Origin of the sequence: Cryptosporangium phraense, assembly GCF_006912135.1 — a bacterium.
In the GTDB taxonomy this organism is placed as follows: domain Bacteria; phylum Actinomycetota; class Actinomycetes; order Mycobacteriales; family Cryptosporangiaceae; genus Cryptosporangium; species Cryptosporangium phraense.
Genome location: NZ_VIRS01000007.1, coordinates 228,592 through 254,915, shown reverse-complemented (window position 1 = coordinate 254,915; position 26,324 = coordinate 228,592). Strand labels below are relative to the sequence as shown.

The 26,324-nt window shown below is 72.5% G+C and carries 19 protein-coding genes; 10 read left to right on the top strand and 9 right to left on the bottom strand.

What is annotated here, in order from left to right:
• Window position 1 precedes the first annotated feature (1 nt).
• Window positions 2-712: a response regulator transcription factor gene (locus tag FL583_RS12905; RefSeq protein ID WP_142704827.1), complete on the bottom strand. Its 711-nt coding sequence runs from the start codon at window positions 710-712 to the stop codon at window positions 2-4.
• 3 nt (window positions 713-715) lie between these two features.
• Window positions 716-2,197 (bottom strand): tRNA (N6-isopentenyl adenosine(37)-C2)-methylthiotransferase MiaB, encoded by a 1,482-nt coding sequence (gene miaB / locus FL583_RS12900; RefSeq protein ID WP_142704826.1) that lies wholly within the window; start codon window positions 2,195-2,197, stop codon window positions 716-718.
• A 131-nt stretch (window positions 2,198-2,328) separates the two neighbouring features.
• On the opposite strand from miaB, the gene FL583_RS12895 reads away from it, so the two are divergent.
• From FL583_RS12895 to FL583_RS12880, 4 genes are all read left to right on the top strand, one after another.
• Window positions 2,329-3,072, top strand: coding sequence for an amino acid ABC transporter ATP-binding protein (locus FL583_RS12895; protein WP_142704825.1), 744 nt, complete (start codon window positions 2,329-2,331; stop codon window positions 3,070-3,072).
• Window positions 3,073-3,135: 63 nt separating this feature from the next.
• A complete protein-coding gene (locus FL583_RS12890) occupies window positions 3,136-4,011 on the top strand; it encodes a glutamate ABC transporter substrate-binding protein (RefSeq protein ID WP_142704824.1) in 876 nt (291 codons plus the stop codon).
• Between the two features lie 54 nt (window positions 4,012-4,065).
• Complete coding sequence (locus FL583_RS12885; protein WP_142704823.1) at window positions 4,066-4,722, top strand: amino acid ABC transporter permease; 657 nt, start codon at window positions 4,066-4,068, stop codon at window positions 4,720-4,722.
• A complete protein-coding gene (locus tag FL583_RS12880) occupies window positions 4,719-5,612 on the top strand; it encodes an amino acid ABC transporter permease (protein ID WP_142704822.1) in 894 nt (297 codons plus the stop codon). Before FL583_RS12885 ends, FL583_RS12880 begins: the two co-directional genes overlap by 4 nt.
• Window positions 5,613-5,658: 46 nt before the next feature.
• On the opposite strand, the gene rny is transcribed toward FL583_RS12880, so the two are convergent.
• The 5 genes from rny to FL583_RS40900 all read right to left on the bottom strand — a co-directional run bounded on the left by rny (window position 5,659) and on the right by FL583_RS40900 (window position 13,871).
• On the bottom strand, window positions 5,659-7,290 hold the full coding sequence (gene rny, locus FL583_RS12875; protein WP_420843137.1) for a ribonuclease Y: 1,632 nt from the start codon (window positions 7,288-7,290) through the stop codon (window positions 5,659-5,661).
• Window positions 7,291-8,909: 1,619 nt separating this feature from the next.
• Window positions 8,910-9,554, bottom strand: coding sequence for a regulatory protein RecX (locus FL583_RS41625; protein WP_240746667.1), 645 nt, complete (start codon window positions 9,552-9,554; stop codon window positions 8,910-8,912).
• A 1,440-nt stretch (window positions 9,555-10,994) separates the two neighbouring features.
• Window positions 10,995-12,041 carry a recombinase RecA gene (gene recA, locus FL583_RS12865; RefSeq protein ID WP_142704820.1) on the bottom strand — a complete coding sequence of 349 codons (1,047 nt, stop codon included), beginning with the start codon at window positions 12,039-12,041 and terminating at the stop codon, window positions 10,995-10,997.
• Window positions 12,042-12,208: 167 nt separating this feature from the next.
• Complete coding sequence (locus tag FL583_RS12860; protein ID WP_142704819.1) at window positions 12,209-12,403, bottom strand: DUF3046 domain-containing protein; 195 nt, start codon at window positions 12,401-12,403, stop codon at window positions 12,209-12,211.
• Between the two features lie 52 nt (window positions 12,404-12,455).
• Window positions 12,456-13,871 (bottom strand): aminotransferase class I/II-fold pyridoxal phosphate-dependent enzyme, encoded by a 1,416-nt coding sequence (locus tag FL583_RS40900; protein WP_142704818.1) that lies wholly within the window; start codon window positions 13,869-13,871, stop codon window positions 12,456-12,458.
• Between the two features lie 36 nt (window positions 13,872-13,907).
• Here FL583_RS40900 and FL583_RS40895 point away from each other — a divergent pair, with 36 nt between their 5' ends.
• Complete coding sequence (locus FL583_RS40895) at window positions 13,908-15,152, top strand: bifunctional pyridoxamine 5'-phosphate oxidase family protein/GNAT family N-acetyltransferase (protein ID WP_142704817.1); 1,245 nt, start codon at window positions 13,908-13,910, stop codon at window positions 15,150-15,152.
• A 708-nt stretch (window positions 15,153-15,860) separates the two neighbouring features.
• Window positions 15,861-20,951 carry a DEAD/DEAH box helicase gene (locus tag FL583_RS12845; protein WP_142704816.1) on the top strand — a complete coding sequence of 1,697 codons (5,091 nt, stop codon included), beginning with the start codon at window positions 15,861-15,863 and terminating at the stop codon, window positions 20,949-20,951.
• Here FL583_RS12845 and FL583_RS12840 read toward each other — a convergent pair.
• Together FL583_RS12840 and FL583_RS12835 are read right to left on the bottom strand one after the other, a co-directional pair.
• Window positions 20,940-21,575, bottom strand: a complete 636-nt coding sequence (locus tag FL583_RS12840) for a response regulator transcription factor (protein ID WP_142704815.1) — start codon at window positions 21,573-21,575, stop codon at window positions 20,940-20,942. The two genes, FL583_RS12845 and FL583_RS12840, sit on opposite strands and share 12 nt — an antisense overlap.
• Window positions 21,572-22,723: a sensor histidine kinase gene (locus tag FL583_RS12835; RefSeq protein WP_205752085.1), complete on the bottom strand. Its 1,152-nt coding sequence runs from the start codon at window positions 22,721-22,723 to the stop codon at window positions 21,572-21,574. The genes FL583_RS12840 and FL583_RS12835 overlap by 4 nt, the downstream gene beginning before the upstream one ends.
• A 118-nt stretch (window positions 22,724-22,841) precedes the next feature.
• Here FL583_RS12835 and FL583_RS12830 point away from each other — a divergent pair, with 118 nt between their 5' ends.
• The 4 genes from FL583_RS12830 (at window position 22,842) to FL583_RS12815 (ending at window position 26,265) form a co-directional block, all read left to right on the top strand.
• Window positions 22,842-23,735 carry an ABC transporter ATP-binding protein gene (locus FL583_RS12830; RefSeq protein ID WP_142704814.1) on the top strand — a complete coding sequence of 298 codons (894 nt, stop codon included), beginning with the start codon at window positions 22,842-22,844 and terminating at the stop codon, window positions 23,733-23,735.
• A complete protein-coding gene (locus tag FL583_RS12825) occupies window positions 23,732-24,478 on the top strand; it encodes an ABC-2 family transporter permease (protein ID WP_142704813.1) in 747 nt (248 codons plus the stop codon). The genes FL583_RS12830 and FL583_RS12825 overlap by 4 nt, the downstream gene beginning before the upstream one ends.
• Window positions 24,479-24,541: 63 nt before the next feature.
• Window positions 24,542-25,228 (top strand): response regulator transcription factor, encoded by a 687-nt coding sequence (locus tag FL583_RS12820; protein ID WP_142704812.1) that lies wholly within the window; start codon window positions 24,542-24,544, stop codon window positions 25,226-25,228.
• A complete protein-coding gene (locus FL583_RS12815) occupies window positions 25,225-26,265 on the top strand; it encodes a HAMP domain-containing sensor histidine kinase (RefSeq protein WP_142704811.1) in 1,041 nt (346 codons plus the stop codon). Before FL583_RS12820 ends, FL583_RS12815 begins: the two co-directional genes overlap by 4 nt.
• Window positions 26,266-26,324 lie beyond the last annotated feature (59 nt).

Below are 26,324 nucleotides of genomic sequence, written 5' to 3'. Positions count from 1 at the left end.
GTCATCCGGCCGGGAAGCGGTAGCCGACGCCGCGGACGGTCTCGATCACCCCGGCCACGCCGAGCTTCGCCCGGACCGCGGCCACGTGCACCTCGAGCGTCCGCTGGTTGCCGACCCAGGCCGAATCCCACACCTCGGCCAGGATCCGCGACCGGGTGAAGACGATCCCGGGCTGCCGCGCCAGCATCGCCAGCAGGTTGAACTCCTTGCGCGTCAGCGCGACCGGTTCCCCGTCGACGGTCACCTCCCACCGTTCGACGTCGATCCGGACGCCACCCGGGCCGGCGATCGCGACCGCGGGCGCCGGGGACGCCGGAGCCTCCTCCAGCGGGATCTCCGGGGGAACCGCGCGGTTGGCCCGGCGGGTGACCGCGTGGATCCGGGCGACCAGCTCACGCGGGTCGAACGGCTTCGTGACGTAGTCGTCGGCGCCGACGTGCAGGCCGTGCAGCCGGGTGGCCATGTCGGTGCGGGCGGTCACCATGATCACCGGCACGTCGCAGAGCTCGCGGATCCGCTTGCACAGCGCCAGCCCGTCGAGGTCGGGCAACCCCAGGTCGAGCAGGACGACGTCGTGGGTGGCACCGGTGCGTAACCGTTCGAGCGCCCGCTGCGCGCTGCCCACCCGGTCGACGTCCATGTGTTGGCGGGTGAGGTTGACCGACAGCGCGCCGGCCACCCGGTCGTCGTCCTCGACCAGAAGGACGCGCATCGGTTATCCGCAGACCGGGGCGGGCGCCGGAGGCGGCGCGCCGACCGTCGGCATGCCGAGGCCGACGCCGCTGGTCTTCGGCCGGCGGCCGGCCTCGACGTTGTCGCCGGCGCGCGTGCGACGGTGGGCGTGGATCGGGCCCTCGGCGATGAGGTGGTGGGGTGCGGCGTAGGTGATCGTCGTCGTGACGACGTCACCGGGGCGGATGACGCCGGCGTCGCCGGCGAAGTGCACCAGGCGGCCGTCGCGGGCCCGGCCCGACATCCGGCCGGTGCCGGAGTCCTTCCGGCCCTCGCCGGTTGCGACCAGCAGCTCGACCTCCCGGCCGACCTGGGCCTTGTTCTCGTCCCAGGAGATCTGCTCCTGGAGCGCGATCAGCCGCTCGTAGCGCTCCTGGACGACCGCCTTGGGCAACTGGCCGGGCATCGTCGCGGCCGGGGTGCCCGGACGCTGCGAGTACTGGAACGTGAACGCCTGCGAGAACCGGGCGGCCGCGACGACGTCGAGCGTGGCCTGGAAGTCGTCCTCGGTCTCGCCCGGGAAGCCGACGATGATGTCGGTCGTGATCGCCGCGTCGGGCATCGCGGCCCGCACGCGCTCGAGGATCCCCAGGTACCGCTCGCTGCGGTAGGAACGGCGCATCGCCTTCAGGACGACGTCGGAACCGCTCTGCAGTGGCATGTGCAGCTGGTGGCAGACGTTCGGCGTCTCGGCCATCGCGGCGATGACGTCGTCGGTGAAGTCCCGCGGGTGCGGGGACGTGAACCGGACGCGCTCGAGACCCTCGATCTCGCCGCAGGCGCGGAGCAGGTTCGCGAACGCGGAGCGGTCGCCGAGCTCGGCGCCGTAGGCGTTGACGTTCTGGCCGAGCAGCGTCACCTCGAGCACGCCCTCGGCGACCAGCGCCCGGACCTCCTCGAGGATGTCGGCCGGCGGCCGGTCGGTCTCCTTGCCCCGCAGCGACGGCACGATGCAGAACGTGCAGGTGTTGTTGCACCCGACCGAGATCGAGACCCAGCCGGCATAGGCCGAGTCGCGCCGCGCGGGCAGCGCCGACGGGAACGTCTCCAGCGCTTCCTTGATCTCGACCTGGGCGCTCTCGTTGTGCCGGGCCCGTTCCAGCAGCGTCGGCAGCGAGCCGATGTTGTGCGTGCCGAACACGACGTCGACCCAGGGCGCCTTCTCGACGATCGTCCCGCGGTCCTTCTGGGCCAGGCAGCCGCCGACGGCGATCTGCATGCCCTTCTTGTGACGCTTCACGGACGCCAGGTGCCCGAGGTTGCCGTACAGCTTGTTGTCGGCGTTCTCCCGCACCGCGCAGGTGTTCAGCACGACGACGTCGGGATCGGCGCCTTTGTCGGCGGGCACGTAGCCGGACGCCTCCAGCAGACCGGACAGCCGCTCGGAGTCGTGGACGTTCATCTGGCAGCCGAAGGTGCGCACCGCATAGGTGCGTGGTGCTGCCGGTTCGATCGGGGTGCTCATAACACAGCACAGCCTACGGGTATGTCGTCGCTCGTTACTCGTCCGTGATCGCTTGCCAGCAAAACGCCGTTGTTCGGTCGATTAGGGTTCGGCTCTACGCAGGCCGCACTCGTCCCGACCTGAGGAGCCCGATGCCCGACACCCCCCTCGTTGCCGTCTCGGGCGTGAACAAGTACTTCGGCGACCTACACGTCCTGCGCGACATCGACCTGAACATCGGTCGGGGCGAAGTCGTGGTGGTCATCGGTCCGTCCGGTTCCGGCAAGTCGACGCTGTGCCGGGCGATCAACCGGCTGGAGCCGATCCAGGAGGGCGAGATCCGCATCGACGGCGTTCCGCTGCCGGCCGAGGGCAAGGCGCTGGCGGCGCTGCGGGCCGACGTCGGCATGGTGTTCCAGTCGTTCAACCTCTTCGCGCACAAGACGATCGTCCAGAACGTCACGCTCGGGCCGACCAAGGTGCGCAAGGAGTCGCCGGACGCGGCCCGGAAGCACGCGATGGAGCTGCTCGAGCGGGTCGGCATCGCGAGCCAGGCCGACAAGTACCCGGCGCAGCTCTCCGGTGGTCAGCAGCAGCGGGTCGCGATCGCCCGCGCGCTGGCGATGCGTCCCAAGGTGATGCTGTTCGACGAGCCGACCTCGGCTCTCGACCCCGAGATGGTGAACGAGGTCCTCGACGTCATGACGTCGCTGGCCCGGGACGGCATGACGATGGTCGTCGTCACGCACGAGATGGGCTTCGCGCGCCGGGCCGCGGACCGCGTCGTGTTCATGGCCGACGGGCAGATCGTCGAGGCCGCCGAGCCGGACACGTTCTTCACCAACCCCTCGTCCGACCGGGCCAAGGACTTCCTGTCGAAGATCCTGACCCACTGAAAGGGTCTGCACCCCTGTTCGACCCGCCGACCCCCACCCGACGGATCCCCAGGAGGAACCCCCATGAAGCTCCGGCTGTTCGCGGTGCTGGCAATTACCGGCGCGCTCGCGCTGACCGGCTGCGGCAAGGAAGGCGACAGCGGCTCCGACGAGCCGACCGCGGCCGTGGAGAGCGCGGTCGCGGTCTCCGGTTCGAAGACCTTCGACGCGATGAAGAGCCGCGGTTCGGCGATCATCGGCGTCAAGGAGGACCAGCCGAACCTCGGTTACAAGGACCCGACGACCAACCAGTACTCGGGTTTCGACATCTCGATCGCGAAGCTGATCGCGGCCAAGCTCGGATTCGCCGAGGACAAGATCCAGTTCAAGGCGATCCCGTCGGCCAACCGTGAGCAGGCGATCGTCAACGGCGACATCGACTACTACGTCGGGACGTACTCGATCACCGACAAGCGCAAGGCGCAGATCTCGTTCGCCGGCCCGTACTACCTGGCCGGTCAGGACCTGCTCGTGCGCAAGGACGACACGGCGATCACCGGGCCCGACACGCTGAAGGGCAAGACGGTCTGCTCGGCCACCGGTTCGACCTCGATCCAGCGGATCAAGGACGAGCACAAGGACGCGAAGACCGTCGAGTTCGAGAAGTACTCGCAGTGCGTCGACGCGCTGATCAACAAGCAGGTCGACGCGGTGACCACGGACGACGCGATCCTCAAGGGCTACGCGGCCCAGCAGTCGGACAAGCTGAAGGTCGTCGGCAAGCCGTTCTCCGAGGAGAAGTACGGCGTCGGCCTGAACAAGGACGACAAGGCGCTGCGCGACAAGATCAACGACATCATCGAGGCGTCCGAGAAGGACGGTCAGTGGCAGTCGATCTACGACGCCACGCTCGGCAAGTCGGGGTCGAAGGCCACGCCGCCGTCGATCGAGCGGTACTGATCGTTCTTGGGGCCGCCTCTCTTCGGGGCGGCCCCTTCTCTTTTTGGGAGCCCGATGAGTGAGTTCCTTCCGACGCTGACCGACAACTGGTCGCTGTTCGGGAAAGCGTTCTGGAACACGGTCGTCCTTTTTGTTCTGTCGGGGATCTTGGCGCTGCTCTGGGGCACCGTGCTGGGCGCGTTCCGGGTGTCGCCGGTGCCCGCGCTGCGGTGGTTCGGCGCCGGATACGTCAACCTGCTGCGCAACACCCCGCTGACGCTGGTGTTCTTCTTCGTCGCGTTCGGGTTCCCGTACCTCGAGATCAACTTCTCGTTCACGACGTTCGCGGTGATCGCGCTGACCGCCTACACGTCGGCGTTCGTCTGCGAGGCGGTGCGGGCGGGCATCAACACGGTGCCGGCCGGGCAGGCCGAGGCCGCCCGGGCGGTCGGGCTGACGTTCACCCAGACGCTGCGGTTCGTGATCCTGCCCCAGGCGTTCCGGGCCGTCGTCCCGCCGCTGGCCAGCATCCTGATCGCGCTGCTGAAGAATACGACGATCGCGGCCGGGTTCAGCGTGGCCGAGGCCGGTTCGATCCGGGCCAACCTGTCGGAGCTGGGGTATCCCGCCCTGGGTGGTCTGCTGTGGGTCGTCATCGGATTCCTGATCCTGGTGCTGCCGCTGTCCGCGGCGCAGCGCAACCTCGAGCGTCGTTGGAGTGTGGCCCGATGACCGTTGCCGTCCGTCGTCGTCCTGCGGTCACTTCGACGTTGTTCGACGTCCCTGGGCCGGCCGCCCGGCGGCGGAACGCGGTGATCGGCGTCGTCGGATCCGTGGTGGTGCTGGGTGCGTTGGCGTACGTGGTCTACCGGTTCGCCGAGACCGGGCAGTTCTCCGGCACGAAGTGGGAGATCTTCGAGTACAAGCAGCCGCAGATCACGATCCTGCAGGGGTTCCTGGGGACGTTGAAGGCCGCGGGGATCGCGGCCGTCCTGGCCCTCGCGCTCGGGATCGGGCTGGCCGCGGCGCGGCTCTCGGACCATCGGTGGCTGTCGCTGCCGTCGTTTTGGGTGGTCGAGGTCTTCCGGGCCGTGCCGCTGGTGCTGCTGATGTTCCTGTTCTACTACGGGACGCCGTCGCTGGGCCTACGGGTCTCTCCGCTGTGGGCCGTCGTGCTCGGGCTGACGCTCTACAACGGATCGGTGTTCGCGGAGCTGTTCCGGGCCGGGGTGGCGTCGGTGCCGCGCGGGCAGTCGGAGGCGGCATACGCGCTCGGGCTGCGCAAGACCCAGGTGATGACGTCGGTGCTGATTCCGCAGGCCGTGCGGGCGATGCTGCCGGCGATCATCAGCCAGCTCGTCGTGCTGCTGAAGGACACCGCGCTGGGCTTCCTGGTCACGTACGACGAGTTGCTGAAGCAGCTGAAGCAGCTGGCGACCGCTCCTCAGTTCGAGTATCCGTTGATTCCGCTGGTGTTGGTGGGCGGAGCGATCTACGTGACGACGTGCCTGTTGCTGTCGTGGTTCGCGACGTGGTTGGAGGGGCGGATGGGGCGGGCCCGGACGTCGGCTCCGCCGCTGCCGGTCGCGCAGGACATCGGAGCCGGGCCGGGAGTTCTTTAGGGGGCGATACCGGCGGAGCGGGGCGGTGCCCGCGGAGCGGGCATATCTAGCGGGCGATGCCGGTGGAGCGGGATTCGCGGACGACCGTGATGCGGATCTGGCCGGGATAGGTGAGCTCGTCCTCGATCTGTTTGGCGACGTCCCGGGCCAGCACCTGGGCCTGGAGGTCGTCGATCTGCTCGGGCGCGACCATGACCCGCACTTCGCGCCCGGCCTGCATCGCGAACACCTTCTCGACGCCCGGCATGCTGCCCGCGATCGCCTCGATCCGCTCCAGGCGCTTCACGTACGTCTCGAGGCTCTCCCGGCGCGCGCCCGGGCGTCCACCGGAGCAGGAGTCGGACGCCTGGGTGAGCACGGCCTCCACCGTCCGCGGCGGGACCTCGTCGTGGTGGGCCTCGATCGCGTGCACGACCTCGTCGCGCTCGCCGTAACGGCGGGCGAGGTCGGCTCCGATCAGCGCGTGGCTGCCCTCGACCTCGTGGGTCAGCGCCTTACCGATGTCGTGCAGAAACGCGGAACGTTTCACCAGGTCGGCGTCGAGCCGTAGTTCCGCGGCCATGTGCGACGCGATGTGCGCGGTCTCGATCAGGTGCTTGAGCACGTTCTGGCCGTAGGACGTGCGATACCGGAGCCGGCCGAGCGTGGCGACCAGTTCCGGATGCATGTCGGCGATCCCGACCTGGACCAGCGCGTCCTCGCCGGCCCGGACGCAGAGCTGCTCGACCTGCTCCTTCGACCGTTCGTAGATCTCCTCGATGCGCTGCGGGTGGATCCGCCCGTCGAGCACCAGCTTTTCGAGCGTGAGGCGGCCGACCTCCCGGCGGACCGGGTCGAAGCAGGAGAGCAGGACGGCTTCCGGAGTGTCGTCGATGATGAGGTTGACACCGGTGACCGATTCGAACGTGCGGATGTTCCGGCCCTCGCGGCCGATGATCCGGCCCTTCATCTCGTCGCCGGGCAGGTGCAGCACGCTCACGACCGACTCAGCGGTCTGTTCGCTGGCCACCCGCTGGATCGCGTCGACGACGATGCGCTTGGCCCGCTCCTCGCCCTTGGCCCGAGCCTCCGCCTCGATGTCCCGGACGAGGATTGCGGCCTCCCGTTTTGCCTGGTTCTCGATCTCTTTGACGAGTTCCAGCTTGGCGGAGTCGGCGGAGAGCCCGGCGATGCGTTCCAGTTCGGCGCGGTGTTCGTCGGCCGAGTGGGCGAGGGCGGCTTGACGTTCCTGGAGTGCGGTTCGCTGGGCGTCGAGCTCGGCCTCGCGCTCGGTGAGGCGGCTCTCGGTCTGGGTCGCGCGCTCTTCGCGTTCGGTGACCCGGGCTTCGCGACGCTGGGTCTCGTCCCGGCGGGCGGTGGCCTCGGCCGTGAGCGTGCCGGCCTCGCGCTCCGCGGCGCGACGCGCGTCGGCGACGAGCTCCTCGGCTTCGCGCTCCGCCCGCCGGCGGGCCCGGGCGAGGATCTCAGCGGCTTCGTCCTGAGCGGCCTCGACGACGCGGTCGGCCTGGGCATGGAGAGAAGCGAGCGCGTGCGGGTCGGTGTCGAGGGGCGTCCGAGGGTTGACGAGTCGGTTCCGGTTGCCGGGCTCGGGGGTTGGTGCGCTGGCCCCGGCCGAGCCGTCGGCCGGGGCGGTCGGGTGGGGGGCGAGGTCGCCGGGAGGGCGAGGAGCCACTCCGATGGGCGCGGGGGTTGACTCGTCTGCGGGACTGGAGCCGGATTCGCTGCCGCTCCCGGCCAAGGCCGGGCCAGACGAGGCCGAGCCAGACGCGGCCGGGATGGACGCGGCCGGGCCAGCGGCCGGGATGGACGCGGCCGGGCCAGCGGCCGGGATGGACGCGGCCGGGGGCGGGCCGGACGCGGGCGGTACTTGGCCGGGCGCCTGGTTGGTCGCGGCCGAGGCGGAGCCGGGCGCGGGCGGAATGGGGCCGGGCACGGCAGGCGCGAGACCGGTCGCGGCCGACGTCGGGCCGGACGCCTGGTCCGGCGCGGCCGGCACTGGGGCGGACGCGGCCAAGCCAGACGCGGCCGGGACAGAACCGGACGCGGCCAACGCGGGACCCGTCGCGGCCGACGTCGGGCCGGGCGCCTGGTCCGGCGGGGCCGACGCTGGGCCAGTTGCGGCTGGTCCGGACGCGGCCGGGATGGACACGGCCGAGACGGGGCCGGGCACGGCAGACGCGGGGCCCTGCGCGGCAGACGCGAGACCGGGCGCGGCCGGTTCGGAGCTGGCCGCCGGGTCGGTCGAGGCTGACTCTAGGCCGGTCGCCGTCGACGATGGGCCGGTCACGGCAGATCCAGGACCGGGCGCGGCTGAACCGATAGACGCGGGATCGGGTATCGCACGCGAGGGACCGGCTGCGGCTGATTCAGGTGGCGTCGAGCCGACCCAGGCTGGACCGGGACCAGTCCGAGCCGACACCGAACCGACCAGCGAGCCGTCCGGCGCGGCGTCGGCCGCAGCCGCCGCGAGGCCGGTCGCAGCAGGCGAGGGGTCGATCACAGCGGGCGCGGGGCCCATCGCAGCAGGCCCGCGGTCGGTCGCAGCAGGCGCCGGACCGGTCCCAGCAGGCGCGGGGCCCATCGCATCGGGCGGCCGGCCGGTCGCAGCGGAGGCAACCGCAAGCGGGGCCGAGTCGCTCGGCGCAGTGGCCCGCGTTTCCGGGGCCGAGGCGGCGGCCGTGGAGTCGGTCGCTGTGGAGGCGGGCAGCGTGGACGGGTCGGGCAGCGTCGAGGCGGGCGGAGCGGAGGCGGGAGGCTCGGCCGCGCGGGATTCGCCGGGAGCAGGCGGGTGAAGTCTCGGAGCCAGAAGACGCAGAACCACGAAGGCCGTAACGACTGCGACCACCAGCGCCAGCAACAGGACGACCGCGGCGAGACCAAGAAGTGCGGCCCCCGACAAGCCCATGGCTCCTCCTCGTCCCGGCCCCAGGCGCCACGGAACAGAGCCGTCCGGAACCCGGGCCGTACTCGTGCCGAGGCACGCAAGAAGAAGCCAGGCACGCGACGAGACGTAAAGCGCCGTCGCCACGGAAACCGGCAGCAGCGCCGCCATGGGGGCAGCGGACACCGTCGGATGTTCCACACAAAGGCGCTCTACGCGGAGCTATAGGTCTTGCAGGTGCGTATCAGCAGATGTCACGTACACAGGCTCGATCTCAGTACCCGTGAGGCTATGTGGAGGTTACCGACCGGTCAAGGAACGGATTCGAGCCTCACTCTCGACCCGAGGTCAAGGCTCCAACACGGACAGTAACCACGTAAGCAGCTCTGATTCGACCTCCCGTCGCAGGTCAGCGACTAATCGTCGGCCAACGTCGGGTCCGGGACCCCCGACAGATCGGGGTCACTCCCCTCGGCCGCGAGTGCCTCCCGCACGACCCGATACGCGACGCCGGCCGGGTGTCCTCGGCGCGCCAGCATGCCGACGAGCCGCCGGGCGCGCTTGTCCGCGGGCTGGCCCCGAGTCGCCGCGAGCTTCTTCTCGACCAGCCGCCGGGCCGCGTCGAGGTCGTCGCTCGGGTCGATCTGGTCCAGCGCCTCTTGGACGATCTCCCGGTCGACGCCCTTTTTGCGCAGCTCACCGGCCAGTGCGCTCCGCCCGAGTCCCCGGCCGCGCTGCCGGGTTTCGACCCACGCGCGAGCGAATGCGGCATCGTCGATCAGGCCCACCTCGCCGAAGCGGTCGAGCACGGCGTCCGCGGCCTCGGCTGGGATGTTGCGCTTCGCCAGGGCGGTGGCGAGCTCCGACCGGGTGCGCGGGCGAGTGGTCAGTAGGCGCAGGCAGATCGTGCGGGCCAGTTGTTCCGGGTTGGCGTCCGGCCCGGCGGCCTGCGCCTCCTCGTCACCCGGGTGTAGCTCTCCGGTGTTGAGATCGTCACCGTCCGTCCACCGCGGACCGGTGTCGGAACCGTCGTCGCCAGCCCGATTTCCGTCCCGCGACACGCCGCGGCGGCGTCCCCGCGCAGGCCGTGGGTTGTCCTCCGAGCCGTGCCCAGGCCCGCTCTCCTCGGAGCCGCCCCACCGCTCGTCTTCCTCCGTACCGGCGCTACGCCCGCTTTCCTCTCGATCACCCCAGCGCCCGCTGCGCGCGCCCCCACCCGGCCGGCGGCCATCAGCCCCGCGGTCGCCCTCGCTGCCGCTCCCCCGACCTCGCCCGCGGCTCCCCCGGCCACGCCAGCTGCCGTCTCCCCGGCTACGCCCGCCACCATCGGACCCTCTGCTGCGCCCGCTGCCGTCTCCGGCTGTCGATCCGCGCCCATCACCGCCAGCCGCACCCTGCTCGTTGCGGTCTCGAGATCGAGCGATCCGCTCGGCCTCCTCCAAGGCAGCCCGAGCAATCGCCGCACGATCCCGGTCAGGTTCGGTCATCGAGCCACCTTCGCCAAACGCCCAGGAGCGACTGCGCCAGCACTCGCCGCAGCCACGCCACCACCCGCTACGAGCACCGGTCATCACCCACTGCCGGCCCGCCCGCCGCTGTCGATGCCGCGCCGCCTGATGCCAACACCACGCTGTCGCCTACCGCCGATTCCGCACTGCGCCCAGCGGCGATGCCTGACCGCCGCTCAGGTGGCATTCCCCGCCCCTCGTGCGTGTGCCACCACCGCATCCGACGGCGCGCGAGCGGCCGCCGAGCCTGCGAGGCAGGTTGCTCCTCACCCGCCCGATCACCGGTTGCGGCCGTTGCCGAGCTACTGCCCATGTCAGGCCACCGTCCGCCGCCGGGCTGCTGCCCATGACCGCGAAGCGGCAACCGCTGGTCCGACCGCTGCCCATCGAGGACGTTGGACCGCCCGAACTGCCAGCGCCAGGGCTACCGCCCATCGCGACTGCTGGAGATGTTCACTATCGGACCGCCGTCCTCCGCTGATACCGGGACGCTGCTCACGGCTAGGGTCACCGTCTGCTGCCAGCGCCGAGTCGCTGGCCCTGAGCAGGACCGCGCCCACCGCCGATCTGGCACGTCCGCTCACCGCGACCGGCCACCACCGCGAGCGACCGGCCACCACCGGCCGCCGAGAGCACCGGCCCCGGCCTGCGCTGGACCGCGGCCGCTTCTGGTATGCCCATCGGTGAACCGTCCACCACCGCCGAAGCAGCGACTGTCGCCCACCGCGAGCCACCGGCCACTACGGACTGCCGGACGACGACCCACCACCGGCACCGGTGTGCGGGTAGCGACCCACCGCCGGTGCGGGACCTCAACCAACCGCCAGGCTCCCGCCCACGGCCAGACACCTGACGACCGCCAGACCCCGGCCCACCGGCAGGCTCCCGCCCGCCACTGAGCCCCCACCTGCGGCCGGGAACCGCCCACAGCCGGAAACCCCTCCCATCGCCAGCCAGCGGCCCGAGGGAACGCCGGCCAGGCGGCCGGCGTCGTCAGAAATCGACCGGCGCCGGCGCCACACCATTGACGTCCACGGCGGCCATCGCACCGATGCCGAGCTTCTCCTTGATCTTCTTCTCGATCTCGTCGGCGAGGTCGGGGTTGTCGACCAGGAACTTGCGGACGTTCTCCTTGCCCTGGCCGAGCTGGTCTCCCTCGTACGTGTACCAGGCGCCGGACTTGCGGATCAGCGCCTGCTCGACGCCGACGTCGATCAGGGAGCCCTCGCGGCTGATGCCGTGGCCGTAGACGATGTCGAACTCGGCCTGCTTGAAGGGCGGCGAGACCTTGTTCTTGACGACCTTGACGCGGGTGCGGTTGCCGACCGCGTCGGAGCCGTCTTTGAGCGTCTCGATGCGACGGACGTCGAGGCGGACCGAGGCGTAGAACTTGAGCGCCTTACCGCCGGTCGTCGTCTCGGGAGAGCCGAACATGACGCCGATCTTCTCGCGGAGCTGGTTGATGAAGATCGCGGTCGTGCCGGAGTTGCTGAGCGCACCGGTCATCTTGCGCAGCGCCTGGCTCATGAGCCGGGCCTGGAGGCCGACGTGGCTGTCGCCCATCTCGCCCTCGATCTCGGCGCGGGGGACGAGCGCGGCCACCGAGTCGATCACCAGAATGTCGAGCGCGCCGGAGCGGACCAGCATGTCGGCGATTTCGAGCGCCTGCTCACCGGTGTCGGGCTGGGAGACCAGCAGGGCGTCGGTGTCGACGCCGAGGGCCTTGGCGTACACCGGGTCGAGCGCGTGCTCGGCGTCGATGAACGCGGCGATACCGCCGGCGGCCTGCGCGTTCGCGACCGCGTGCAGGGCGACCGTCGTCTTACCGGAGGACTCCGGACCGTAGATCTCGATGACACGACCGCGCGGCAGGCCACCGATGCCGAGCGCCACGTCGAGGGCGATCGAGCCGGTGGGGATCGACGAGATCGGCGGGCGGTCGTCATCGCCGAGGCGCATGATCGAGCCCTTGCCGAACTGCTTGTCGATCTGGGCAAGCGCTACCTCGAGCGCCTTGTCGCGGTCAGGTGCTGCTGGCATGGCTGCCGCCTTGGGAAGTCGTCGGGAAGTTTTCATCGCGGCTGACGCTAGAGCCTGGGTCCGACAATTTCGCGCGCCGGTCAGGCATCTGTGGACAACGTCAGGCCGCCATGTTAACCGAACTTATGTTCGATCGCGCAACACTACTCCCAGGCGTGTCGGGAAGATCAACGCTGAGTAGCGGGGAGCTCGAAAGCGGCGTGCACCGCGCGCCAGACCGCTTTGGCGTCTTCTCCCTGGGCCAGCGCCTGCTCCACGGTTCGGCCGCCGAGCGTCGAAAGGACCTGGTCGGTCGCGATGGACCGGGAGTAGCCGCGCCCGAAGGCGTTGTCCATCCGCTGCCAGAATTCGGTGAGCCGCACGGCGGCCAGGCTACCCGCTCCCCCGCCGCACCCGCCCCGCTCGCGCACAGGCTCAGGCGTGCGGCGCCGGCAGGCGAGTGGTGGCGGCCGCGGCGATGGCGACGGCCACCTCCGGCGCGTCCTCCACCGGCAACGTGCTGGTCGTCACCCGGATCGCCGCCCCCGTCGGCGCCACCCCAGCCGCCCCCGTCGGCGCCACCCCCGCTGTCCCCACCCCCGCCGTCCCCACCCCGGCCGCCTCCACCGACGAACCCGCCCCCGGCACCCGATACCGAGAACCCGGCATCACCACGATCCCCGCATCCCGCAGAGCCGCCACCGCCGCCGTCTCGTCCACCACCGGCACCCACACGTTCAGCCCCGTCCGCCCCCACGCCTCCACGCCCACCCCCCACAGCGCGTCCACCAGCGCGCCTCGCCGAGCGTCGTAGACCCCCGCGGCCCGCTGCACCCAGACGTCCACGTCGTCCGAAGACCAGAGGGCAGCCACGACCTGCTGGGTCAGCCGGCTGACCCAGCCCGGCCCGAGACGGCGGCGCCCGTCGACCCGCGCGACGGTCACCGGATCACCGGCGACCAGCGCACACCGCAGGTCCGGCCCGTAGGGCTTGCTCACCGAGCGGACCACCGCCCACGATCCGACGGACCCGGCGAGCGACGCCAGCGGAACCCCGGCCAGCTCGGCGGCGTGGTCGTCCTCGATCAGCAGCACGTCCCGCCCGGCCAGCACCGCACGCAAGGCGGCCGCCCGCTCGGGGCTCACCGACGCCCCGGTCGGGTTGTGCGCCCGGCTGGTGACGATCAGCGCGCTCACCCCCCGCTCCAGCGCGGCCGACAGAGAAGAAGGCACCGGCCCGGACGAGTCGACCGCCACTCCCACCGGCTCCACTCCCAGGGCGGCCAGCAGATCCAGCAGGTTTCCCCAGGCCGGCGACTCCACCGCCACGCGGTCACCGGGCCGGACCCGCGTCGCCAGGACCCGCTCGATCGCGTCCGCCGCCCCGGAGCAGAGCGTCAGCGCGTCGGACGGCACCCCGTCGGCCGCCAGCCGCTCCGCGGCCAGCGCACGCACGGACGGCAGCACCGCGTCGTCCGCATAACCGGTGGTACGGAGGTCGAGGCGCGACAGAACCGGGCCCAGGGGCGGGAGCAGCGAGAGGTCCGGCTCGCCGGACGAGAGATCGCGGGCGCCCGGCGGAACGGCGAGCGAGCCGGAGCGGAGCGGAGCGGTCGCCGGACGCGGCCGGATCCGCGTCCCGCGGCGTCCGCCGGTCTCCACCAGGCCACGTCGGCGCAGGTCAGCGTAGGCCGCGGCCACCGTCGTGGCGGAGACCCCGAGGTCGACGGCCAGCTGCCGGACCGGCGGCAGCACGCCGCCGGGCGGCAGCGCACCCTCCCGGATCCCGTTTTCCACAGACGCGGAAATCCCGACGGCCCCGGAGCCGGTGATCCGATATTGTGACGCCACAAAACAAAGTATGTACCAGAACGAAGAGGCGAGCGCATGACGAGCAGGATCATTCCGACCCGGTACGCCGACCGCGCACGCTACGACCGTCCGACGATCGACGCGATCCTCGACGAGGCGCTGGTCGCCCACCTGGGGCTGGTCGTCGACGGCGCGCCGCGGGTGATCCCGACGCTGCACGTCCGGGTCGGCGACACGCTCTACGTGCACGGTTCCACCGGCAGCCGGCCGCTGCGGGAGGCCCCGACGCCGGTCTGCGTCACGGTCACGCTGCTCGATGGGCTGGTGTTCGCACGCTCCGGCTTCAACCACTCGGTCGACTACCGGTCGGTGGTGGTCCACGGCCTCGCCCGCCCGGTCACCGATCCCGCGGAGAAGACCACGGTGCTCGACGCGTTGCTCGACCACACCGCGCCCGGCCGGGCCGCCGACTGCCGGCCGCCGAGTCCGAAGGAGCTCGCCGCCACCGCGGTGCTCGCGATCCCGCTCAGCGAGGCGTCGGCCAAGGTCGGCGATCGGCTGGTCCCGGGCGCGGTGGTCGAAGACGAACCCGAGGACGTCGACCTCCCCTACTGGGCCGGGTTCCTCCCGTTGCGCACCGTCGCCGACGCTCCGGTCGCCTCCGCCGACCTGTCGGCGATGCCGACGCCTTCTTATCTGACGACGTACGCCCGCGGGTCCGGCCCGCGCACGCCGTGGTTCCGCGCTCCCACGCTCACGGGGACGCTCGTCCGCCTCGAGCCGCTCGGTCCGCACCATGTCGACGACCTGGTCGCGAACGCGGGCGACGCCGAGGTGCACGAGCACATCCCGCACGCGGTGCCGTCGACCGCGGAGGCGATGACCCGGCTGGTCGAGGTCGCGCGGGCCGACGCCCAGCGCGGGGTGCGGGTGCCGTTCGCGCAGGTCGACGTGCGTACCGGCCGGGCGATCGGCAGCACCTCGTTCTACGACATCGCGCCGGAGCGGCCGTCGCTGGCGATCGGCTACACGTTCCTGGGCAAGCCCTGGTGGCGCACGGGCGTCAACACCGAGTCGAAGATCCTGTTGCTGGACCACGCGTTCGGCACTCTCGGCGCGGAGCGGGTCACCTGGCACACCGACGACCTCAATCTCCGGTCGCAGGCCGCGATCGAGCGGCTCGGCGCGACCCGGGAAGGAGCGTTGCGGCGGGATCGGCGCCGGCGCGACGGGACCTGGCGCGACACGATCGTGTTCGGGATGACCCGGGACGAGTGGCCCGCGAACCGCGAGCGGCTCCTGGCACGGCAAGGGCGGTAGTACCGGGAGACGGGAGTTTCCCTGGTACTACCGCCCTCAGCCGAGCGCCTGTCCGTCGGTCGTGCGCCCCACACACCAGCCGGCGGCTGCTCCGCAAATGCCTTGATGGCGCGGCTGGACGACGGAACCCCCTCGATTCCGCCGCCCAGCCGCTGGACGGCCGTGCTTCCCGCTGACCCCTGGCGCCCGAAGGCGGCAGAGCCCGACGTTCCGGTCCTCCCGCGTCCCCTCTCCGCTGGATGACGGAACCGCCGGTGCGGTGCCCCCGGTCCGATCAGCGCCGTCGTACTAGCCGGACCCCCATCCGACCAGCTCACCGATCTCACCGCGCGGCCCTGTAACAGGGCGGCTTTGCACCGTCAGCAGTTGCCGACCGATCACCGCGTCCCCGCGGTGGTTTCCTCGTGCCGTGTACCCGGGCTGTTCGGGTTCGGCAGTGTGTCCGTGTCGGAGGTGGGTCCGACGCAGTGCACGCGTTCAGCGAGTCAGTCGCGCCACGGCGTTCGCGCGCCTGTCTCTGCTGCCGCGGTGGATAACACTCCGCACCGCCCTTTCGCCCGGTTTGCACGCTGCCGTCCGACCGACCCCCCGCCGTTCGAACGCTCAGCGTGTTAAGACCGTAACGGTGAGTTGAACTCGTGTGCGTCGACCTCAGGGTGGATCTTGGTCCGTTTCGGTCCCCCGGTTTTGTCGGAGGGGCGAGGCACGATGGTGGACGTGAATGACGAATCACGGTGGGCCTTCCCGGGGCCCGACCCGGTCGAAGCGTTCGGCGAGCCGGCCCGTGCGTGGTTCCGGTCCGCGTTCGCGGACGCGACCGCGGCGCAGCTCGGCGCGTGGTCGGCCATCGGCCGGCGCGAAGACGTGCTGGTGGTGGCGCCGACCGGCTCCGGTAAGACGCTCGCCGCGTTCCTCTCCGCGCTCGATCGGCTGAGCTCCGAGGGTCCGCCCGACGACGCCTCCCGCCGTTGCCGGGTGCTGTACGTCAGTCCGCTCAAGGCTCTGGCGGCGGACGTGGAACGGAACCTGCGGGCCCCGCTGGCGGGCATCCGGCAGGCGGCCCAGCGGCTCGGGCAGACTCCGCCCGACATCACGGTCGCGATGCGCAGCGGCGATACCCCGGCGGTCGATAGGCGGGCGTTCACGCGGGCTCCGTCCGACATTCTGATCACGACGCCCGAGTCGCTGTTCCTGCTGCTCACGTCGCAGGCCCGGGAGGCGCTGAAGGGCGTCGAGACCGTGATCATCGACGAGGTGCACGCGGTGTGCGGCACCAAGCGCGGTGCGCACCTGGCGCTGTGTCTCGAGCGGCTCGACGAGTTGCTCGAGACGCCGGCTCAGCGGGTCGGGTTGTCGGCGACCGTGCGGCCGGTCGAGGAGGTCGCGCGGTTCCTGGGTGGGGCGCGGCCGGTGACGATCGTGCAGCCGCCGGCCGCGAAGCAGGTGGAGCTGACGGTCGAGGTTCCGGTGGACGACATGTCGCAGTTGGGGGAGCCCAGCGGCGAGGTGGACGGGAATGCGTTGGGGGCGCCTCGGCGGAACTCGATCTGGCCGGCTGTCGAGGAGCGGGTGCTGGATCTGGTGCGGGCGCATCGGTCGACGATCGTTTTTGCGAACTCGCGGCGGTTGGCGGAGCGGTTGTGTGCGCATTTGAACGAGTTGGCTGAGGAGCGGGTGGAAGAGGGGTCCCGAAGAGCCGGCGGGGCGGCCGGGGCCGGGGGGCCGGGCGGGGCCGGGCGGGCCGGGGGGCCTGGCCTGGGGGCCGGGGGCGGAGCGGGAGAGGTTGGTGGGGCTTCTTCGGGTGTTGCCGGGGTCGGGTCTGGTGGGTGGTCGGACGAGGTTGGTGGGGGTTCTTCGGGGGTTGCCGGGGCTCGGTCTGGTGGGTGGTCGGCGGACGGTGGTGGGGGTTCTTCGGGTGTTGCCGGGGTTGGGGCTGGTGGGTGGCCTCGCGACAGTGGTGGGGGGCGTTCTGCTCGGGTGCCGGCTGAGGTGATGGCTCAGGCCGGGGCGGCAGCCGGGGCGCCGCCGGTCGTGGCTCGGGCGCACCACGGGTCGGTGTCGCGGGAAGAGCGTCGGGACATCGAGGAAGACCTCAAGGCGGGGCGCCTGCCCGCGGTCGTCGCCACCTCGAGCCTCGAGCTGGGCATCGACATGGGCGCGGTGGACCTCGTCGTGCAGGTCGAGGCGCCGCCGTCGGTGGCGTCCGGGCTGCAGCGCATCGGGCGGGCCGGGCACCAGGTCGGGGCGGCATCGCGCGGGGTCGTGTTCCCGAAGCATCGGGGCGACCTCGTGTCGTGCGCGGTCGTCGCCGAGCGCATGGCCGCCGGGAGCATCGAGGCGATGCGCTATCCGCGCAACCCGCTCGACGTGCTGGCTCAGCAGGTCGTGGCGATGGTCTCGATGGAGCCGTGGACGGTCACGGACCTGGTCGCGGTCGTGCGGCGGGCGGCACCCTACGCCGAGCTGCCCGACTCCGCTCTGGAGTCGGTGCTCGACATGCTGGCCGGTCGATACCCGTCCGACGACTTCGCCGAGCTGCGGCCGCGGTTGGTGTGGGACCGCGTGACCGGCGTGCTCACCGCGCGCCCCGGCGCGCACCGGCTGGTCGTCACCAGTGGGGGCACGATCCCCGACCGCGGGCTGTTCGGCGTCTTCATCGTCGGGCAGCCCGGGGAGCCGGGGCGCCGGGTCGGCGAGCTCGACGAGGAGATGGTCTACGAGTCGCGGGTCGGCGACGTGTTCCTGCTCGGGTCGACCTCCTGGCGGATCGAGGAGATCACGCACGACCGGGTGCTGGTCACCCCGGCGCCGGGGCAGCCGGCCCGCATGCCGTTCTGGAAGGGCGACACGGCCGGCCGGCCGGTCGAGCTGGGCCGGGCGATCGGCGGGTTCCTCCGCGAGCTGTCCAGCCTGGACGACGTGGCCGCGAAGGCCCGCGCGGCGGCGGCCGGCCTCGACGAGCGCGCGTCCACGAACCTCTTCGCCTACCTGAACGAGCAGCGGGAGGCCACCGGGCGGCTCCCCGACGACCGGACGATCCTCGTCGAGCGGTTCCGCGACGAGCTCGGCGACTGGCGGGTCGTCGTCCACTCTCTGTTCGGGACGCCGGTCAACGGGCCGTGGGCGCTGGCGATCGCGGCCCGGCTGCGTGAGCGCACCGGCCTCGACGTCCAGGCACTGCACTCCGACGACGGCATCGTGCTGCGGCTGCCCGACGTCACCGGCGACCTGGCCACGCCGACCGCCGACCTCGCGCTGTTCGAGCCGGACGAGATCGAGCCGCTGGTCACCGACGAGGTCGGCGGGTCCGCGCTGTTCGCGGCCCGGTTCCGGGAGTGCGCGGCGCGCGCGCTGCTGCTTCCCCGCCGGAACCCCGGGCGGCGGACCCCGCTGTGGCAGCAGCGCCAGCGGGCCGCTCAGCTGCTCGGGGTGGCGTCGGAATTCGGGTCGTTCCCGATCGTGCTGGAGACGATGCGGGAGTGTCTGCAGGACGTCTTCGACGTCCCCGGTCTCGTCGGGCTCGCCCGCGACCTGCAGTCGCGCGCGCTGCGGGTGGTCGAGGTCGAGACCCCCGCGCCGTCTCCGTTCGCGCGGTCGCTGCTGTTCGGGTACGTCGGGGCCTTCCTCTACGAGGGGGACGCTCCGCTGGCCGAGCGCCGGGCCCAGGCGCTCGCGCTCGACTCGTCCCTGCTCTCGGAGCTGCTCGGGCGGGCCGAGCTGCGCGAGCTGCTCGATCCGGCGGTCATCACCGAGACCGAGCAGCAGTTGCAGCGGCTGACCGACGAGCGCAAGGCGTACGACGTCGACTCGACCGCCGACCTGCTCCGTGTGCTCGGCGGGCTCACCACGGCGGAAGCGCAGCGGCGAGGCAGCACCGCCGAGTGGCTCACCGAGCTGGAGGCGGCCCGGCGGGTGATCCGGGTGCGGATCGCCGGCGAGGAGCGCTGGCTGGCGATCGAGGACGCCGGCCGGGTGCGTGACGCGCTCGGCGTCGCGTTGCCGGTCGGGGTGCCGGAGGCGTTCACCGAGCCGGTGCGTGACCCGCTCGGCGACCTGGTCAGCCGGTACGCGCGCACACACGGCCCGTTCCGGGCGGCCGAGTGCGCCGAGCGGTTCGGGCTGGGCGTCGCGGTCGTGCAGGGCGCGCTGCAACGTCTGGCCGCGAGCAGGCGGGTGACGTCGGGCGAGTTCCGGCCGGACGGCGCCGGCACCGAGTGGTGCGACGCCGAGGTGCTGCGGACGCTGCGCCGGCGGTCGCTGGCCGCGCTGCGCAAGGAGGTCGAGCCGGTCGGGCCGGAGGCCTACGCGACGTTCCTGGCCCGCTGGCAGCAGGTGAGCGCGGCCCGCCCGGCTCCGGCCGGGCGCGGGTCCGGCGGGCGGGGCGCGGGCGGCTCGGCGAGCCCGCGGCTCGGGGCGGCCGACGCGGTGCTGCGCGCGGTCGAGCAGTTGCAGGGGCTCGCGGTGCCGGCGTCGGCGCTGGAGCAGCTGATCATGGCGTCCCGGGTGCCGAACTACTCCCCCGCGCTGCTCGACGAGCTGTGCGCGGCCGGCGAGGTGGTGTGGAGCGGGGCCGGGTCGCTGCCCGGCAACGACGGGTGGGTGACATTGGCCTACGCCGACGCCGCTCCGCTGCTGCTGGCACCGCCCGCCGAGTACAGCGCGACGCCGCTGCACGAGGCGGTGATCGGTGCGCTCGACGGCGGCCGGGCGCTGTTCTTCCGCAACCTGTCGGACGCGGTCGGGGCGGTCGCCGGCACGACCGACGACGCCGATCTGGCGGCGGCGGTGTGGGACCTCGTGTGGGCCGGCGTCGTCACGAACGACACGCTGGCGCCGCTGCGGGCCCTGCAGAACGGCGGGAAGACCCGCCATCCGGTCCGCCGGGCCGCTCCGGCGAGCCGGTTCCGCCGTCCGACGCGCGGCAGCCTGGGTGGGCTGACCGGTGGCGCGGCCCGTCCGGCGCGGCCGACGATGCCGAGCCGCACCGGACCGCCGACGATGGCCGGGCGGTGGTCGCTGGTGCCGGAGCTCGAGCTCGACACGACCCGGCGGACGCACGCGGCGGCCGAGGTGATGCTCGACCGGTACGGGGTCGTGGTGCGCGGCACGGTGGGGCCGGAGCGGCTGACCGGTGGGTTCGGGGCGCTGTACCGGGTGCTCGGAGCGGCCGAGGACACCGGCCGGGTCCGGCGCGGGTACTTCGTCGAGGGGCTGGGTGGGGCGCAGTTCGCCGAGCCCGGGGCGGTGGAGCGTCTCCGGTCGACGGCGAGTGAGCTGGAGGCGGACGAGCGGGCGCCGCAGGCCGTGGTGCTGGCCGCGACCGACCCGGCCAACCCGTACGGCGCGGCCCTGCCGTGGCCCGGCCGAGGCACCTCGGCCGATGGCGCTAGCGCGGACCTGGCGCCCGGCCGCGACGAGCCTGGGAGTGGCAGCGCGGCCGCTCGGAGCGGCGTGACTGCGGGCCCCGGCGCGGAAGGCGCGCGGCCGGGCGGCGAGGGCCGGGGGCGCGGACGGGGGCATCAGGCCGGGCGGAAGGCCGGGGCGGTGGTCGTGCTCGTGGACGGCGCGCTCACGCTCTACGTCGAGCGGGGCGGCAAGACCCTGCTCTCCTACGGCGACGATCCGGCCGTGCTGGCGCTGGCCGCCGGTGCGCTCGGCGACGCCGTCCGGGCCGGGTGGCTCGGCAGCCTGGCCGTCGAACGCGCCGACGGCACCCACGTCGGCGGCAGCCCCCTGGCCGACGCCTTGGAAGCCGCCGGCTTCCGCCCAACCCCGAGGGGACTCCGACTACGGTCGTAAATCCAGCTGCTGGGCCAGTAGGCCGGCCTGGGTGCGGTTGGCGCAGGCCAGCTTGAGCATCAGGCGGGACACGTACCCCTTCACCGTGGCCTCGGCCAGAAACAGCCGCGCACCGATCTGCGCGTTCGACATCCCGCTGCCGAGGCACGCCAGCACCTGCGTCTCCCGCTCGGTGAGCCCGTCGACGACCGCCCGGGCGCGCTCGCGCTCCCCGGCCCCGTCGAGCAGCCGCCGGGTCGCCACCGGCGAGAGCACGGTGTGACCGTCGGCGGCCACGCGGACCAGCCCGATCAGGTCCTCCGGCGGCGTCGACTTGACCAGGAACCCGGCCGCGCCGGCGCGCAGGGCCCTGGTCACGTAGTGGTCGGCGTCGAACGTCGTCAGGACGACGATCACCGGCGGCGACGACAGGCGCCCGAGCCGCTCGATCGCGACCAGGCCGTCGACCCCGGGCATCCGCAGGTCCATCAGGACGACGTCGGGCCGGTGCCGGATGACCGCCTCGACCGCGGCCGCGCCGTCGTGCGCCTGGTCGACGACCTCGAGATCCGGCGCCGAGTCGAGGATCGTCCGCAGGTGCGCGCAGACCATCGGCTCGTCGTCGACCACCAGGACCCGGATCACGCCGGTAGCCGAGCCTCGAGCAGGAACCCGCCGTCGTCGCACGGCCCGGCCTTCAGCGACCCCTCGAGCAGTTCGACCCGTTCACGCAGGCCGAGAAGCCCGGTGCCCGAGCCCACGACGGCCGGATCCGGCGGCGCGGCCGCCGGGCCATTGCGGACGCTGACCTGCACACCCTCCGGCCGGTACCGCAGGGTCACGGTCGCCGCCGCCCCCGGCGCGTGCTTGCGAACGTTCGTCAGCGCCTCCTGGACGACCCGGTACGCGGCCCGCCCCACCACCGGCCGCACCCGGCCCGGATCGCCGTCCTCGACCAGCACGGCCTGCACGCCGGACTCCCCCACCAGCGCGGAGAGACGGCCGGGCGGCGCCTCACCGACCTCGGCCGCGGCGAGGAGCGCCGCGGGCGGCTCGCGCAGGAGCCCGATCACCTCACGCAGCTCGGTCAGCGCCTGGGCTCCGGTCTCCCGGATCTCGTCGGCGGCGGCCCGGGTCTCCGGCTGATCCGCGCTGATCCGCAGCGCGCCGGCCTGCAGCACCATCAGGCTCACCCGGTGCGTGACCAGGTCGTGGATCTCGGCCGCCAGCGCCGACCGCTCCTCCGCGCGGGCCTGCTCGGCCAGCAGGTGCCGCTCCCGCTCGGCCCGCTCGGTGCGCTCGACCAGCGACGCCAGCAGCCGCCGCCGGGCCGCCACGTACAGGCCGAGCAGCGCCGGTCCCCCGGCGAAGAGCACGCCCTGCAGCAGCCACGGCGAGTCCGGCGGCAGCGCCCAGAAGTGGGTCGCCAGCACCACCAGCACCGCCGCCGGGCCCAGTCCACGTCGAAATCCGAACGCGGTGGCCGCGTAGGCCGCGAACGGTGCCGCGGCAGGCAGCCACGGGTAAGCGTCCCCCGCCGTATCGACCGACACCAGGGAGCGCGGCGCCGCCGCCTCGACGACCGCGAGTACCGCGGTGGCCGCGGCCAGCAGCCAGCCGACCGCGACCGGCGCGCGCCGCCGGAGCAGCAGCACCGCGGCGAGAGCGCATTGGACGACGAGCATCCCGCCGCCGAACGCCCGCAACGGCGGCGGCGACCCACGCACGAGCAGCACCGCGACGACCACGGCCGCCGCGACCGCCAGCAGGTCGCTCAGGGACCGTCGGCTCACCCGGAAACCGTACGGCGCACCGGCTCGCGAACGGAACCGACGAAAGTCGCATCGGCCGGCCGAAGACCGCGACGTTCCGGTCTGCCGCACCACGGCCCGCGCGGAGTCGACTGAGGACATGATCGAACTCGACGCACTGACGAAACGCTACGGCGGCACGGTCGCGGTGGACGGGCTCACGTTCACCGTGAAACCGGGCCGCGTCACCGGATTCCTCGGCCCCAACGGGGCCGGAAAATCCACGACCATGCGGATGATCGTCGGGCTGGACCGCCCGACGTCGGGCGCGGCGACCGTGAACGGCCGGCCGTACGCCGCCCTCCGGTCTCCGCTCCGGCACGTAGGCGCGATGTTGGACGCCTCTCAGCTCCACAAAGGCCGGAGCGGGTACGCGCACCTGCACGCGCTGGCCGAGACCCACCGGATTCCGCGCAGCCGGATCACCGAGGTGCTGGACCTGGTCGGGATGAGCACGGCCGCCAGAAGGCGGGCCGGCGGCTACTCGCTCGGGATGTCGCAGCGGCTCGGCATCGCGGCCGCGCTGCTCGGCGACCCCGAGGTGGTCATTCTCGACGAGCCGGTGAACGGGCTCGACCCGGACGGCGTGCTGTGGATCCGCACGCTGCTGCGCGATCTTGCCGACGAGGGCCGGACCGTGCTCGTCTCCAGCCACCTGATGAGCGAGATGGCGGTCACCGCCGAGCACCTGCTGATCATCGGCCGGGGCCGGCTGCTGGCCGACACCGGCGTGGACGAGCTGATCGACCGGGTGCAGGTCGGCAGCGTGCTGGTGCGGTCCCCGGACTCCGGGCTGACCGACGCGCTGACCCGTCGGGGAGCGTCGGTCGAGACCGACGCGACCGGGGCACTCACCGTCCGCGGGCTCACCGCCGCGGAGATCGGGGACGTCGCCCGCGACGAACGGCTCGCGCTGACCGAGCTCACCCCGCACCGCGCCTCGCTGGAAGAGGCGTACATGGACCTGACCAGGGAAGCGGTGGAGTACGCATGAAGTCCGAGTGGATCAAGACGCGGTCGCTGCGGTCGAACTGGGTGACGCTGGTCGTGGGCGCGCTGCTGACCGTGGGGCTGGCCGGGGCGTTCGGCTACGGGTACGAGGGCGCGATCCGGGCCGGGGAGGAGACCGCGACCCGGGCCCAGGCCGTCGACGTGACGTACCTGGGCATCGACCTGCTGGCGCTGATCCTCGGCGTGTTCGGCGTCCTCCAGGCGACCGGGGAGTACGGGCAGCGGACGATGCGGTCGACGCTGACCGCGGTGCCGCGGCGGTGGCCGGTGCTGGCCGGCAAGGGCGCGCTGCTGATCGCGCTGCTCACCCCGATCACGCTGGCCGTGAGCGTCGCGAGTTTCGTCCTCGCGCAGGCGTTCCTCGGCGACGACAGCGCGCCGGTGGCCCTCCGGCCGATTCTCGGGGCCGCGCTGTATCCGGTGGCGGCGGCGTTGATGGGGCTGGGGATCGGGCTGGCGCTCCGGCACAGCGCCGGGGCGATCACGGTGTTCGTCTCGATGTTCCTGATCATCCCCGCCCTGCTGCCCGCGACGATGTCCCAGTCGGTGGAGGACCACACGCTCAAGTACCTGCCGCTGGCCGCGGCCCAGGCGCTGTACACCGAGAGTCGCGACAGCGGGCCGATCCACCTGCTGTCCCCGTCGGCCGGAGCGGTCGTCCTGACGCTGTGGGTCGCCGGGCTGCTGGCCGTCGGCGGCGCGGTTCTGCTCCGGCGGGACGCCTAACCTCCACAGGATCTCCACATCGCGCGCGCCCCTCCCCCACCACCGGGTCCTACGGTGAGCCCCATGAGCGAGCGGCGGGTTCTCGTGGTCGAGGACGAGCAGACGATCGCCGAGTCGATCGCGACCCGGCTGCGGGCGGAGGGGTTCGCGGTGGAGCTGGCCGGCACCGGGCCGGCCGCGGTGGCCGCGTTCGTGGCCGACCCGCACGACCTGATCGTCCTCGACATCATGCTGCCCGGGTACGACGGTCTGGAGGTCTGCCGCCGGGTCCAGGCGGTCCGCGCGGTGCCGGTGCTGATGCTCACCGCGCGGGACGCCGAGACGGATCTGCTGGTCGGGCTGGCGGTGGGGGCCGACGACTACCTGACCAAGCCGTTCAGCATGCGAGAGCTGGTCGCCCGCACCCACGCGCTGCTGCGGCGCATCGACCGGGCGGCCGAGCTCAACGCCCCGGCCGGGGACCGCTTCACGATCGACGACGTCGAGGTCAGCCTCACCGAGCGCCGAGTCTGGGTGAGCTCCGACGAAGTGCACCTGACCCGGACCGAGTTCGAGCTGCTCGTGTGTCTGGCGTCCCGGCCCCGGGCGGTGCTGCCGAGGGAGCAGCTGCTGGCCACGGTGTGGGGCTGGACCGACGGCGCCGGGAGCAGGGCCGTCGACAGCCACATCAAGGCGCTGCGTCGGAAAGTGGGCGGGGACCGGATCCGGACCGTGCACGGCGTCGGGTACGCCTGGGAGTCGGCCCGATGAAGCTCTGGCACGTCGTGGCGGGCCGCCTGCGCAAGCTCCCGGAGCCGCTCGGACGGATCCGGTCGATCAAGCTCAAGCTGGCGATCCTGCTGGTGGGGTCGGGTGCGGCCGGGTTCGCGGTGTTCATCCTGAGCATCGGCTGGCTGCCGCCGTGGACGACGATCACCGCGCTGGCCGTCGCGCTGGTCACGTCGCAGCTGCTGGCCCACGGCACGACCGCGCCGATCCGGGCGATGACCGCGGCCGCCCGGACGATGAGCCGCGGTGACTACAGCCAGCGCGTCTCGACGTCGTCCCGGGACGAGGTCGGCGAGCTGGCCCGGGCGTTCAACCGGATGGCCGAGGACCTCGAGACCGCCGACCGCCAGCGGCGGGAGCTGATCGCGAACGTCTCGCACGAGCTCCGGACGCCGATCACCGCCCTGCAGGCGGTGCTGGAGAACCTCGTCGACGGGCTCGCGTCGCCCGATCCGGCCACCCTGCGGGCGGCGCTCGGCCAGACCGAGCGGCTCTCGAAGCTCGTCTCCGAGTTGCTGGACCTGTCCCGGCTCGACGCCGGGGTCTCGCCGCTGCGGCGTCGCCCGGTGAAGCTCGGGCCGTTTTTGACCGCGGCCGTCGAGGCCGCGTCCGTCGGAACGAACGTGCGGTTGGACGTCGACGTGCTGCCGTCCGACCTCGAGGTGAACGCGGACGAGGCGCGACTGCACCAGGTCGTGGCGAATCTGCTGGACAACGCGGCTCGGCACAGTCCGGAGGGTGGGCGGGTGGTGGTCCGGGCCCGGGGGTTGCCCGCGTTGAGCGGGCGGGGGGTCGGGCTGCTGCTCGAGGTCACCGACGAGGGGCCGGGGATCCCGGCGGCCGAGCGGACCCGGGTGTTCGACCGGTTCAGCCGGGGGTCGACGCCCGGTACCGCCCGGGACGGGGGGACGGGGTTGGGGCTGGCGATCGCTCGGTGGGCGGTCGAGCTCCACGACGGCACGATCTCGGTCGCCGACGCCGGCCCGGGCTGCCGGATCCAGGTGACGCTGCCCGCTTGATTCGTTCGCGTGTCGCTGCCGGCAGGCGGCGATGTCGCTGTGCCCGAAACAGCCTGATC